The sequence below is a fragment of the Burkholderia sp. BCC1640 genome (assembly GCF_902833125.1).
Taxonomy (GTDB): Bacteria; Pseudomonadota; Gammaproteobacteria; order Burkholderiales; family Burkholderiaceae; genus Burkholderia; species Burkholderia diffusa.
In genome coordinates this window covers 1-12,805 of sequence record NZ_CADFEF010000023.1, presented here as the reverse complement: position 1 = coordinate 12,805, position 12,805 = coordinate 1, and the positions used below count along the sequence as shown (strand labels likewise).

Here is a 12,805-nt window from a genome sequence, read left to right as displayed (position 1 = left end):
TATTTTCCGCAACAGGCCTTTCGGCCAGCTATTCGCATCGTCAGCGATGAATCACGATCAGTAGTGCGCGCGCTTCGGCCTTGCCGGGGTTGCGGATGGCGTGAGGTGTGTCGGCCGGGTAGCGCGCGGTGTCGCCCGCTTTCAGGCGCCGGCTTGCCGCCGCGGCTTCGATTTCCATCGCGCCCTGCAGCACGGTGAGGTGCTCGCGCGTGCCGGGTTCGTGCGCGTTCGACACGAGCGCGCCGCCGCCCGGCAGCGTCAGCTCATACCACTCGAACTTGCCGGCCAGGTCGATCGGGCCCCATACGCGCAATTGATAGCGGCCGTCGTGGCCGGCGAGCGTCGGGATGTCGTGCGGGCCGTCCACGCGGATCGTCTCCGGCGCTTTCGGCTGCGAGAACAGCTCGTCGAGCGTGATGCCGAGCGCATTCGTGAGCCGCCATGCGACCGCGATCGTCGGATTGGCTTTGTCACGCTCGATCTCGGAGAGCATCGACTTCGATACGCCAGCTGCGCGCGACAGGTCGTCGAGGGTCAGCTTGCGTTCGTTGCGCAGGCGCTGGATTTGCTCGCCGACGCGCGGCGGCGTCACGCCCGGTGGCTGCGGTGCGGCGCCGGCACGCGTGCGCCGCGACGCGGAGGAACTTGCCATTTGGTTTCCGTTCGCTTAGAGTTGTTCGGTATTTCGAATTCTAGTTCGGAATATCGGATAAATGCGGTCAACCGAACGACCGACTATAACAGTAGCAGGCCGTTGCGCTGCCGCCACGAGCGGCGCGCGGCGGATTGCGAACCCATGTCAGGAGCTTTGCGATGCGTGATGCCTTTCTCGCCCAGGTGCGCGGGACGCTCGACCAGATCCGCGCGGATGGTTTTTACAAGACCGAGCGCGAGATCGCGAGTCCCCAAGCGGCGGCCGTGCGGCTCGCCAGCGGTGCCGGCGTGCTGAATTTCTGCGCGAACAACTATCTCGGTCTGGCGAACGATCCGCGCCTGATCGCCGCGGCGCAGGCCGGTCTCGACCAGGATGGCTTCGGCATGGCGTCGGTGCGCTTCATCTGCGGCACGCAAACCGTGCACAAGCAGCTCGAAAGCGCGCTGGCGTCGTTTCTCGGCACGGAAGACAGCATCCTCTATTCGAGCTGTTTCGATGCGAACGGCGGTCTGTTCGAGACGCTGCTCGACGAGAACGACGCGGTGATCAGCGACGAGCTAAACCACGCGAGCATCATCGACGGCATCCGCCTCTGCAAGGCGAAGCGTTTCCGCTACAAGAACAACGATCTGTCCGATCTCGAGGCGAAACTGAAGGAAGCCGACGCAGCAGGCGCGCGCCACAAGCTGATCGCGACCGACGGCGTGTTCTCGATGGACGGCATCATCGCCGATCTGAAAGGCATCTGTGACCTCGCCGATCGTTACGGCGCGCTCGTGATGGTCGACGATTCGCACGCGGTCGGCTTCATCGGCGCGCACGGCCGCGGCACGCCCGAGTACTGCGGCGTCGACGGTCGCGTCGACATCATCACCGGCACGCTCGGCAAGGCGCTGGGCGGTGCATCGGGCGGCTATGTCGCGGCTCGCCGCGAGGTCGTCGAATTGCTGCGCCAGCGTTCGCGCCCGTATCTGTTCTCGAACACGCTGACGCCGAGCATTGCCGCGGCGTCGCTGAAGGTGCTGGAACTGCTCGGCAGCGACGAAGGGGCGAAGCTGCGCGCACGCGTGCGCGAGAATGGCGCGCGTTTCCGCGAACAGATGACCGCCGCGGGTTTCACGCTCGTGCCGGGTGCGCATCCAATCATCCCGGTGATGCTCGACGACGCGCAGCTCGCGACCAACATGGCCGACAAGTTGCTCGAAGAAGGCGTCTACGTGATCGGCTTCTCGTTCCCGGTCGTGCCGCGCGGTCGCGCACGCATCCGCACGCAGATGAGCGCCGCGCATACGCCTGAACAGATCGATCAGACGGTCGCCGCGTTCGTGCGCGTCGGCAAGTCGCTCGGCATCGTCTGACGGAGGCGCGACCATGAAAGCACTGGCAAAGCTCGAGCGCGGTCCGGGTCTCACGCTCACGCGCGTGAAGCGCCCCGAAGTCGGACACAACGACGTGCTGATCAAGATTCGCCGCACGGCGATCTGCGGCACCGACATCCATATCTGGAAGTGGGACGACTGGGCGCAGAAGACGATTCCCGTACCGATGCACGTCGGCCACGAATACGTTGGCGAGATCGTCGAGATGGGGCAGGAAGTGCGCGGCTTCGCGATCGGCGACCGCGTGTCCGGCGAAGGCCACATCACGTGCGGCTTCTGTCGCAACTGTCGTGCCGGCCGCCGGCATCTGTGCCGCAACACCGTCGGCGTCGGCGTGAATCGCGAGGGCGCGTTCGCCGAGTATCTGGCGATTCCCGCGTTCAACGCGTTCAAGATTCCGCCCGAGATTTCAGACGATCTCGCATCGATCTTCGATCCGTTCGGCAACGCGACGCACACGGCGCTGTCGTTCAATCTCGTCGGTGAGGACGTGCTGATCACGGGCGCGGGCCCGATCGGCATCATGGCCGTCGCGATCGCCAAGCACGTCGGCGCGCGCAACGTCGTGATCACCGACATCAACGACTACCGGCTCGAACTCGCGCGCAAGATGGGTGCGACGCGCGCGGTCAACGTCGCACGCGAGTCGTTGCGCGACGTGATGGCCGACCTGCACATGACGGAAGGCTTCGATGTCGGCCTCGAGATGTCGGGCGTGCCGAGCGCGTTCACCAGCATGCTCGAGGCGATGAATCACGGCGGCAAGGTCGCGCTGCTCGGCATTCCGCCCGCGCAGACGGCGATCGACTGGAACCAGGTGATCTTCAAGGGGCTCGAGATCAAGGGCATCTACGGGCGCGAGATGTTCGAGACCTGGTACAAGATGGTCGCGATGTTGCAAAGCGGCCTCGATCTGTCGCCGATCATCACGCATCGTTTTGCGGCCGACGATTACGAACAAGGCTTCGCCGCGATGCTGTCCGGTGAAAGCGGCAAGGTGATCCTCGACTGGACGGTCTGAGTGCCGGCGGGGCGGCTCGGCGCGTTTGCCGACTGCCCCGTTCGTGTCGGCATGAGCGTTTGTCGAGGCAGGGCGGCTTCGACGAACGCGTGAGGTGAGATTATTCGGGAGCTGTGTTTGCGTGCCGAATGGCGGCTCGATCGTGCTTTCTCGAGGCGCGCAGGCAAGTAAGTCAATGGGCTGCACGTCGTTTCTAGTTGGCGATATGAGCGCGATCGCGCTTCGATTCCGCAGCAAGCCCGCATCGGTGACATGCAATCGCGCGTGCACCTCACCTGTCAGCGTCGATCTCCCGTCCGCGTCATCGCGTCGCTCGGCGCGTGTCTTTCTTCCTGCCCTTCCGTTTCATTTGCCGTGCCTCAATAGCGAGCCTCTGTCGTATCGCCCGCTTGCCACGTTCTTGCCGTGCTTCCGCGCCAGCACGTCATCACGCAACGTCGTCACGGTACCGCCTCGAGGCGTGAGCCGATCAACCACATGCGAACTCACCTGTCAGCATGCCCGGCTGCATCGATCGGTGCGCTGCCCGCTATTTGATCCGCTCACCGTTCAACCATCGCGGTTCGAGTTGCAGACTCAACACGACGAGCCAGCGTTTCGGGCATTGCGGTGCAATCTCGATCAGTTCGCCATGCGCACCGGACACCGTCACGAACCCGTGCTGCGCCGCATGCCGATACGCGCGGGATGCGTCCGCCTGAAGCCAGAAGCTGACGAGCGCGCACGTGACGAAACGGAACAGCAGCAACGTCGCGGCTTCCGGCGCGTAGCCGACTGCGGCGAGCAGGGCGTCGAACACGAACGTCAGAATTTGCGTGACCGCGATGGTGATGACAGTCAGCTTCACCAGCCCGCGCATGCGCAGCGCTGCCCGCGTGCGGGCATGCGTCAGTGCGAGCCGTGCACGGTCGTCGTCGGCTTCGTGTTTCATGACGCCGCTCCGGCGCGCCGCGCGACGTGGATCGACGTCATGTCGGATGCAGGTATCCGCCCGTCGAACGAGCCAACGGCCTTGCACAGGATCGCGCTGTCGTAGCTGTGCCCTGCAAACCGCATCACGTCGATCAACTGAAATCCTTCGCGTCGATAGAAGTCGACGAGTCGGATAGCCGCATGCGGCGCATCAAGCGCGAGGTGCGTCGCGCCGCGCGCGGCCGCCCGCCGTTGCGCGAACGCGAGCAGCGCACGGCCGATGCCACGATCCTGCCAGACGGGATCGACGGCCAGCTGGCCGAGCGTCGCGACGCGTCGGCTGCGGTACGGATCGCACCGCGAATCGGGATCGTGCGGCTGCATCGTGATCGTCGCGACCAGATGCGCGTTCCCGAGCGCGACGAAACACTCGCCGGTGAGCATGCGTTCGCGCGTCGCCGACGCCGGCTGGTCGACACCCGGACAGTTGAAGCCCGCGGCGCCGAGAGGCGCGTACGCGCGATGCAGCAACGCGGTCAAAGACTCGTACGAATCGCTGCGCGGATCGAAACGCCGTACGACGACACGGCCATCAAGCCGCTTCGCATAAGCCGCATAGGCACGCTCGGAGCGTGCGGATTCCGGTCGCTGCATGATGTCCTTTCGGCCAGACAGGTTGACCGAAGTGTAGTGAGCACCCTGCGTCAGCTTCAAGAAAAAATGTCGTAAACGCCGCCTGCAATGCGCTGCCCGCCATCGAAACCAGGCGGCGCTCGGCCCTTCCGACGACAGGGCCTTTTCACGTGGCAGTTGACGATGGAGAACGATCGTTCTACCGTAAACCCATGAACACACACGATGACTTCTCCGGCGAACCGGCCGTTCGCGACCGGCTGCTCGACGCGGCCGAAGCGCTGATCTACTCGGGCGGCATCCACGCCACGGGCGTCGATGCGATCGTGAAGCGATCCGGTGCCGCGCGAAAGAGCTTTTATTCGCATTTCGAATCGAAGGAGGCGCTGGTTGTCGCCGCGCTCGAGCGCCGCGACGAGCGCTGGATGCACTGGTTCGCCGACGCCACGCTGGCGCGCGGCAAGTCGCCGCGTGCGCACTTGCTCGGCATGTTCGACGTGCTGCGCGACTGGTTCTCGCAACCCGATTTTCACGGCTGCGCGTTCCTGAACGCGTCCGGCGAGATTGCCGACAGCGACGATCCGGTACGCGTCGTCGCGCGTATGCACAAGGCGCGCTTGCTTGCGTTCGTGCGCGAGCGGCTCGACGCGTATGCCGACGACGCCGGCATCGAGCGCCGCGGCCTGGCCCGCCTCGCGCGCCAATGGCTGGTGTTGATCGACGGCGCGATCGGCGTCGCGCTCGTCAGCGGCGATGCGACCGCGGCGCGCGATGCGCGCGCAACCGCCGAACTCTTGCTCGATACGGTGTCTCGAGCGTCGAAGTAACGCGTCCCAACCGGCTGCGTTCATGCGCAGCCCCAACCTTGAACAGGAGCATCCCATGTCCGCTTCTCCGGAAGTTCGTCCGCCCGTTCCGCCCTTCACGCTCGATACGGCGCGCCAGAAAGTGCGTGCCGCGGAGGATGCGTGGAACACGCGCGACCCGCAGCGCGTCTCGCTTGCCTATACGCCGCAGAGCCGGTGGCGCAATCGCGCGGAGTTCGTGACGGGCCGCGACGAGATCGTCGGACTGCTGCAGCGGAAATGGACGCGCGAGCTCGACTACCGGCTGATCAAGGAGCTGTGGGCGTTCGGCGGCAATCGCATCGCGGTGCGATTCGCGTACGAATGGCATGACGACGCCGGTAACTGGTTCCGCTCATACGGGAACGAAAACTGGGAGTTCGATGAAAACGGCTTGATGGCGCATCGCCACGCGAGCATCAACGACCTGCCGATTCGCGAAGCGGATCGCCTGTACCACTGGCCGCTCGGTCGCCGTCCGGACGATCATCCCGGCCTGTCCGATCTCGGGCTGTGACGCATCACGATAGCGTCGCGCGAACGCGCTCGTTCATGCATCGAGCGCGACGCCTGTGCGAAACGGTGAGGGAATACGGGAGCCGCAGGTTGAGGTGAGCGTTTTCGGGAGTGGAGGAATTTCGTGCGGGACGGTGTGATTTTTCACGCTCTGCATCTCACCGATCGATCTTCGCAGGAAACGATGCGGTTGCACTGATCGAAGCGCAGCATGCGACATCGGCGTCGCACTTGCTGCATACATGCATGACGGTGAGTTTCAAGTTTCAATCGGTGTATATCGATGCGCGATGCAACTCACCGCTCGACTTCGACGTGACGCTGGCCACCGCGATGAATCGACACGTAACCGTGCGTGCCGCCGAATCGCGTTGCTCACCGTTCGACATCGACACGCAGGCCTCCAGGCGCGCGCGTCGGAATCGACGAAGGTGCGCGGCAGTCAGTCGTGTTGCTCACCATTGAGCACGACATCGATCGAACCCTTCCGAGCCGCGCGCCTTCGGATTGTCCCGTCAGCCGGCGATCCGCACCGCGATCGCCTCTCCCACTTCCTGCGTCCCCGCCTGGCCGCCGAGATCGCGCGTGCGCGGCCCGGTGCGCAGCACGTCCTCGATCGCCGCGACGATCGCATCGTGCGCCTCGCGTTCGCGACCCGCGCCATTGCCGAGGAAGTCGAGCATCATCGCCGCCGACCAGATCATCGCGATCGGATTCGCGATGTACTGGCCCGCGATGTCCGGTGCGGAGCCGTGCACCGGTTCGAACAGCGATGGAAACGTGCGGTCCGGGTTCAGGTTCGCCGACGGCGCGATGCCGATCGTGCCCGTGCAGGCCGGCCCGAGGTCGGACAGGATGTCGCCGAACAGGTTCGACGCGACGACGACGTCGAAGCGGTCGGGCTGCAGCACGAAGCGCGCGCACAGGATGTCGATGTGCTGCTTGTCGACGGCGATCTCGGGATAGCGTTCGCCCATCTCGGCCGCGCGCGCGTCCCACCACGGCATGCTGATCGCGATGCCGTTGCTCTTCGTCGCGACGGTCAGGCGCTTCGCGCGGCGTTGCGCGAGCTCGAATGCGAACTTCAGCACGCGCTCCGTGCCGTGACGCGTGAAGATCGACTGCTGCATCACCACTTCGCGCTCGGTGCCTTCGAACATCGTGCCGCCGACCGACGAATATTCGCCTTCGGTGTTCTCGCGCACGATCATGAAGTCGATGTCGCCCGCCTTGCGGCCGGCGAGCGGCGACGGCACGCCGTCGAACAGGCGCGCGGGCCGCAGGTTGATGTACTGGTCGAATTCGCGGCGGAATTTCAGCAGCGAACCCCACAGCGAAATGTGATCGGGCACCGTCGCGGGCCAGCCGACTGCGCCGAACAGGATCGCGTCCATGCCCGACAGCCGGGCCTTCCAGTCGTCCGGCATCATCTTGCCGTGCTGCGCGTAGTAGTCGCAGCTCGCCCAGTCGATCTGCTCGAACTGGAAACGGATGCCGAAGCGCGCCGTCACGGCGTCGAGCGCGCGCAGGCCTTCGGGCATCACTTCACGGCCGATGCCGTCACCGGGGATGACGGCAATCTTGTACGTCTTGTCGCTCATGCAAGCCTCCTTGGCTGGTCGGGCCGCCGGCAGCGTGCGCAGCGGAACACGACGCCATTTTATTTATTTCCATTCAGATTAAAATCGTGCGAAAGGTTAATCGACTTTCCACGAATCGTGAATAAATCGCCGAATCTCGACGACCTGCGCGTCTTCAGCCTGGTCGTCCGCCTGACGAGCTTCAGTGCGGCGGCCGAGCAGCTCGCGGTCTCGCCCGCCTATGTGAGCAAGCGCATCGCGCTGCTCGAGGCGCAGCTCGGCACGCGGCTGCTGCATCGCTCGACGCGCCGCGTGACGGTCACGGAGGCCGGCGAACGCGTGTTCGCGCGTGCCGAGAAGATTCTCGACGACGTCGATCATCTCGTCGAGGACGTGTCGACCACGCGCACGGTGCCGCGCGGCACGCTGCGCATCTCGAGCAGCTTCGGTTTCGGCCGTCATGTCGTCGCGCCGGCGTTGCTCGACTTCTCCGCGCGTTATCCGCAGCTGAACGTGCGGCTCGATTTGTTCGACCGGCTCGTCGACGTTGCGGGCGAAGGCTACGACCTCGACGTGCGCATCGGCGACGAGATCGCCGATCACCTGATCGCGCGCCGCCTTGCCGCGAACTATCGCGTGCTGTGCGCATCGCCCGACTATCTCGCACGGCGCGGCACGCCCCGCACGCTCGCGGATCTCGCATCGCACGACTGCCTCGCGATCAAGGAGCGCGACCATCCGTTCGGCGTCTGGCGGCTGAACCTGCGCGGCGAAACGGCAACGGTGAAGGTCGGCGGCGCGCTGTCGACGAACCACGGCGAGGTGGCCGTGCAATGGGCGCTGGCCGGGCGCGGGATCGTGCTGCGCTCGATCTGGGAAGCGGGGCCGCTGATCGAACGCGGCGCACTTCGTCGCGTGCTGCCGGACGTAATCCAGCCGGCGAACATCTGGGCGGTGTATCCGGAACGCGTCGCGGCTTCGGCGAAAGTGCGCGTATGCGTCGATTTTCTCGCGGAGGCGCTTGCCGGGTTGAACGCTGCAGCGGGTGACGATGCGGCCTGAAATCGGCCAAAGGTGAGCTTTTACGGGGGCATGTGAAAGCGTTGGCGGACGCCCGTCGTTGGCTCGCAATCGCGTCGCGATCCGGTAGCGTGCCGCGCACACCGGCGGCCGCGATGCGCCGGACCTGCCAATGATGACGCCCGCCCGTGATTTACGCCGCCTTCGGTGTGCTCGCCGCGCTCGCCGCACCGAGCATCAGGTCGAGATTCTGCACGGCCGCGCCGGATGCCCCTTTGCCGAGATTGTCGAACACGGCGGACAGCAGCACCTGACCGTGCTCGACATTCACGAACACGCCGAGCCGCAGGTCGTTCGTACCGTTCAACGCTTGCGGATCGAGATGCGCGATCGTGCGCGTATCCGCGAGCGGAGTGACCTCGACGTGGCGCGCGCCGGCGTAATGGTGCGCGAGACACGCATGCAGCGACTCACCGGTCACGCCAGCCGGGAGCAGGCGCAGCTCGATCGGCACGGTCAGCACGATGCCTTGCCGATAGGCGCCGTAAGCCGGCACGAACAGCGGACGATGCGCGAGCCCGGCGTGCAGCTGGATTTCGGGCACGTGCTTGTGCGCGAGCGCGAGGCCGTAGACCTGCAGCGGTTTCGTGCGCGCGGCACCGTTCGATTCGAATTCGTCGACGGCGGCCCGGCCGCTGCCTGAGTAACCGGACACGGCATGGATGCTCACCGGATAGTCGCGCGGAAGCAGGCCGGCTCGTTGCAGCGGCCCGAGCAGGCCGATCGCGCCCGTCGGATAGCAGCCCGGATTGGTGACGCGCCGCGCGTGCGCGATCGTCTGCGCATGTCCGTCGATCATCTCGGGAAAACCGTAGACCCATTCCGGATCGGTGCGATGGGCCGAGCTTGCGTCGATCACGCGTACCGCCGGATTCCGGATGAAGCCGACCGCTTCGCGCGCGGCGGCGTCCGGCAGGCACAGAATCGCGATGTCGGATGCGTTGATCGCTTCGGCGCGCCGCGCGGGGTCCTTGCGCTCGGCATCCGGCAGCGTGACGAGCCGCAGGTCGGTGCGATTCCGCAGGCGCTCGTGGATCTGCAGTCCGGTCGTACCTTGGTCGCCGTCGATGTAGACAGTGGAGAGGCTCATGATGGTCGCGTTCCTCGCTTCGGACGTCGGGAAAGCCATATCGTCCATCGAACGCCTAGAATAGGAAAAGTTGAATTTCCTGATTGCGAGATTCAGATTTCCTGAACGAGAGGTGGAAATGCGCGAGATCAGTCTGGATCGACTGCGTACGTTGGTCGCGATCGCCGACCAGGGATCCTTCGTGGCCGCCGCGCAACTGCTTCATCTCGCGCCGCCGACGGTCAGCCTTCATGTTGCCGAACTCGAAAGCCGCATCGGTGCGCCGTTGCTGTCGCGCACGCGCGGCAACGTGCAGCCGTCGACCATCGGTGCCGTGCTGGTGGAGCGGGCGCGCCGTCTGCTGGCCGAGGTCGAGTCGACCCTCGACGACGTGGAGCGACAAGTGCAGGGGCTGACCGGGCGGGTGCGTCTCGGCGCATCGACCGGCGCGATCGCTCATCTGTTGCCGCAGGCGGTGGCCCGGCTGCGCGAGCGGCATCCGGACATCGATGTCCAGATCGCGGTGCTCACGTCGCACGACACGCTGGCGCGCATCGCGCATGGCACGCTCGACGTCGGCCTGGTGGCGCTGCCGCAGCCGGCGGTCGCGGGGCTGTCGATCCGCGCGTGGCGGCGCGATCCGGTGCTCGCCTTTCTGCCCGCGGATTGGCGGCTGCCGGCGCGTGTGACGCCGGCCTATCTGGCCGCGCGTCCGCTGATTCTCAACAATGCGACCACCCGCCTGTCGCGGCTCACGACGGAATGGTTCGCGCTCGGTGGCCACCGCCCCGAGCCGCGCATCGAACTCAACTACAACGATGCGATCAAGAGTCTGGTCGCCGCCGGCTACGGCGCGACGCTGCTGCCGCACGAGGCGGGCGCCCCGTTGCCGGACGCACGCATCGTCATGCGGCCGCTGCGTCCGGCGTTGTGGCGCGAACTGGGCATCGCCCATCGGGCCGGCCCGGTCGAGCGGTCGACCCAGCACGTGCTCGACGCGTTATGGGCGCTCGGCGCGCGCTAGAAAGCGGCCAGCGGCATTCCGGTTCGTCGGGCGTCAGGCGTCGGCACGTGGCCGTGGCCCGTCACAGCCGGTTGTCCCGCGCGAGCATCAGCACGCGCGCCCAGCGCTGCGCATCGCGCTTGTCCATCATCGGCAGCTTCCATTCGCCGCGTACGGCGTCGCGCACACGCACGACCAGATGCCAGCGGCCGTCGATCGGCGCGGCTTCGCAGCCGTCGAGCTGCGACAACGTATAGCGGCCGTCCGCGCCGTCATGCGACAGCCACAGCAGCCCCTGCGTCGCGGACACGCGCACCTCGCCCCACGCGCGATGCACGATATGGGTCCAGCCTTGTTCCTTCGTGTTCGGTGCAATGTCACGACGGCGTTTGATCCACCACGCGACCAGCGCGATCAGGATCGCGGCGGCGAGCATGGCGGCCGCGATCGCGACCGGCTGGCCGAACTGCGCGGCGATGACGTGAAACAGGTGAACCGCGCCCCATCCCAGGGCGATGAGCGCGAACAGCGCAATGAAAATCGGCATGTCGAATCGGAAAGGAGGACGGACCGGCGCAGGCAGCGCGCCGGTCCGTCGCACGCGGCATTACCGGCGGCGGTGAATGTCGTGCGTGACGAAGCCCGCGTCGTTGGTGGGCAGCGCGAGGCCGTCCTTGACCGCGAGCGTCTTGCGGATGTCGTCGAGCCCCGCGCCCCAGTGGTCGCGCATCGTCGACAGACCGAACTGATAGTCCTTGTAGTGGTGCTCGTACGCCTTCTGCTGATAGATCAGGTGCTGGATGTTGTACTTCTTCCCGCTCGACATCGCTTCGGCCTCGACGCACCACGGGTCGTTCTTGCGCTGCTCTTCCGGCACCTGCTCGAGCACGTGGCGCAGCACGTTGCGGTAGCGCTGTTCGCGCTGCAGCGTGTCGGTGACGAAACGCGTGCGGCTCGAATACTGCACGTCCTTCGTGCGTTCCGCGACGTCGGCCATCGTGCGCGGCAGCGGCCCGCGTGCGCTCCACAGGTCGACCTGGAACGCGAGCGTGTCGCGCCGCGGACGCGCGCGCAGCACTTCCATCAGCGGCGTATTCGACACGACGCCGCCGTCCCAGTAATACTCGCCGTCGATCTCGACCGGCGGGAACGCGGGCGGCAGCGCGCCGGACGCCATGAAGTGCTCGGGCTCGAGGCGGATGCGCGAGTTGTCGAAGTACACGAAGTTGCCGGTGCCGACGTTGACCGCACCGACCGACACGCGCGTCTCGCCCGAGTTGATCCGGTCGAAATCGCACAGCTTGAGCAGCGTCGCGCGCAGCTGCGACGTGTCGTACCAACTGATCTTTTCCGGATGATCGGACACGCCCGGCAGCGGCGGCGGGAAGCGCGGCACGAAGAAGCCCTGCTGGCCCTGCATCATCGCGCTCGCGGCCTGCGACGCGGTGAAGAACGTGCGGATCTGATCGATGCTGTTGAACAGCGCGAACTCGAACGCGGCCGGAATCGCGGGAAAGAACGCCGGCTGGCAGATCGTTTCCCAGAATTCGCGCAGCCGCTCGACGCGATGTTCGGGCGCATTGCCGGCGATCAGCGCGGTGTTGAGCGCGCCGATCGAGATGCCGGCAATCCAGTCGAGCGGAATGCCCGCTTCGTGCAGGCCCTCGAACACGCCGGCCTGATACGCGCCGAGCGCGCCGCCGCCCTGCAGGACGAGCGCGATCGTTTCGTAAGGCAGCGACCGCGCAGCGGCCGGCGCGCCGGCTTCGTGATGCAGGTCCGCCGCATCGACGGCCTGCTTTTCTGTACGCGCGTGCGGTTTCATCAGTTGCTCCGAGAAATCCCGCCGTGGACGGCGGAGACGGATGGCGTGCCGTCGCTCGACGGTACGCCATCGCGAGTCGTGAGAATGGACGTGATGCGGGAATCGCCTCCCGTCAGGGAGGCGAGGACGTTACTGCATGAACCAGCCGTGGCTGACGATGAACGACTGGCCCGTGAGCGCGGCGCTCGGGAACGCCGACAGGAACAGCACCGTCTGCGCGACGTCCTGCACCGTCGTGAACACGCCGTCGACCGTGTTGCCGAGCATCACCTTCTTCACCACTTCCT

General features: G+C 65.9%; 13 protein-coding genes and 1 pseudogene. 6 read left to right on the top strand and 8 right to left on the bottom strand.

All coding sequences use genetic code 11. The annotated features are described in order from the left end of the window. Nucleotides 1-40 precede the first annotated feature (40 nt). Complete coding sequence (locus HWX25_RS23150; RefSeq protein WP_059529054.1) at nt 41-652, bottom strand: XRE family transcriptional regulator; 612 nt, start codon at nt 650-652, stop codon at nt 41-43. Between the two features lie 161 nt (nt 653-813). Between HWX25_RS23150 and HWX25_RS23145 the strand changes: the two genes are divergently transcribed. After that, nucleotides 814-2,013, top strand: a complete 1,200-nt coding sequence (locus tag HWX25_RS23145; protein WP_175910715.1) for a glycine C-acetyltransferase — start codon at nt 814-816, stop codon at nt 2,011-2,013. A gap of 13 nt (nt 2,014-2,026) precedes the next feature. Then, nucleotides 2,027-3,055, top strand: a complete 1,029-nt coding sequence (gene tdh / locus HWX25_RS23140; RefSeq protein ID WP_059529060.1) for an L-threonine 3-dehydrogenase — start codon at nt 2,027-2,029, stop codon at nt 3,053-3,055. 529 nt (nt 3,056-3,584) lie between these two features. On the opposite strand, the gene HWX25_RS23135 is transcribed toward tdh, so the two are convergent. After that, nucleotides 3,585-3,986 carry a hypothetical protein gene (locus tag HWX25_RS23135; RefSeq protein ID WP_059818519.1) on the bottom strand — a complete coding sequence of 134 codons (402 nt, stop codon included), beginning with the start codon at nt 3,984-3,986 and terminating at the stop codon, nt 3,585-3,587. Next, nucleotides 3,983-4,621 (bottom strand): GNAT family N-acetyltransferase, encoded by a 639-nt coding sequence (locus HWX25_RS23130; RefSeq protein ID WP_059698211.1) that lies wholly within the window; start codon nt 4,619-4,621, stop codon nt 3,983-3,985. Before HWX25_RS23130 ends, HWX25_RS23135 begins: the two co-directional genes overlap by 4 nt. A gap of 191 nt (nt 4,622-4,812) precedes the next feature. Here HWX25_RS23130 and HWX25_RS23125 point away from each other — a divergent pair, with 191 nt between their 5' ends. Then, complete coding sequence (locus HWX25_RS23125; protein ID WP_175910713.1) at nt 4,813-5,427, top strand: TetR/AcrR family transcriptional regulator; 615 nt, start codon at nt 4,813-4,815, stop codon at nt 5,425-5,427. Between the two features lie 55 nt (nt 5,428-5,482). Next, entirely contained in the window at nt 5,483-5,962 is a 480-nt protein-coding gene (locus HWX25_RS23120; RefSeq protein WP_012365039.1) for a nuclear transport factor 2 family protein, read from the top strand. 514 nt (nt 5,963-6,476) lie between these two features. Here HWX25_RS23120 and HWX25_RS23115 read toward each other — a convergent pair. Continuing rightward, nucleotides 6,477-7,562, bottom strand: coding sequence for a tartrate dehydrogenase (locus HWX25_RS23115; protein WP_175910711.1), 1,086 nt, complete (start codon nt 7,560-7,562; stop codon nt 6,477-6,479). A gap of 117 nt (nt 7,563-7,679) precedes the next feature. On the opposite strand from HWX25_RS23115, the gene HWX25_RS23110 reads away from it, so the two are divergent. Further along, nucleotides 7,680-8,603: a LysR substrate-binding domain-containing protein gene (locus HWX25_RS23110; RefSeq protein WP_059689202.1), complete on the top strand. Its 924-nt coding sequence runs from the start codon at nt 7,680-7,682 to the stop codon at nt 8,601-8,603. Nucleotides 8,604-8,754: 151 nt separating this feature from the next. Here the strand turns inward: HWX25_RS23110 and argC are convergent, their stop codons facing one another. Next, a complete protein-coding gene (gene argC, locus HWX25_RS23105) occupies nt 8,755-9,711 on the bottom strand; it encodes an N-acetyl-gamma-glutamyl-phosphate reductase (RefSeq protein ID WP_175910709.1) in 957 nt (318 codons plus the stop codon). 118 nt (nt 9,712-9,829) lie between these two features. On the opposite strand from argC, the gene HWX25_RS23100 reads away from it, so the two are divergent. Continuing rightward, on the top strand, nt 9,830-10,714 hold the full coding sequence (locus HWX25_RS23100; protein WP_175910707.1) for a LysR family transcriptional regulator: 885 nt from the start codon (nt 9,830-9,832) through the stop codon (nt 10,712-10,714). Between the two features lie 61 nt (nt 10,715-10,775). Here HWX25_RS23100 and HWX25_RS23095 read toward each other — a convergent pair whose 3' ends face one another. From HWX25_RS23095 to HWX25_RS23085, 3 genes and pseudogenes are all read right to left on the bottom strand, one after another. Further along, nucleotides 10,776-11,240, bottom strand: coding sequence for a hypothetical protein (locus tag HWX25_RS23095; RefSeq protein ID WP_059818524.1), 465 nt, complete (start codon nt 11,238-11,240; stop codon nt 10,776-10,778). A 60-nt stretch (nt 11,241-11,300) separates the two neighbouring features. Continuing rightward, nucleotides 11,301-12,518, bottom strand: a complete 1,218-nt coding sequence (locus tag HWX25_RS23090) for a patatin-like phospholipase family protein (RefSeq protein ID WP_175910705.1) — start codon at nt 12,516-12,518, stop codon at nt 11,301-11,303. 129 nt (nt 12,519-12,647) lie between these two features. Beyond that, a pseudogene (locus HWX25_RS23085) lies at nt 12,648-12,805 on the bottom strand (3-hydroxybutyrate dehydrogenase); the annotation flags it as partial.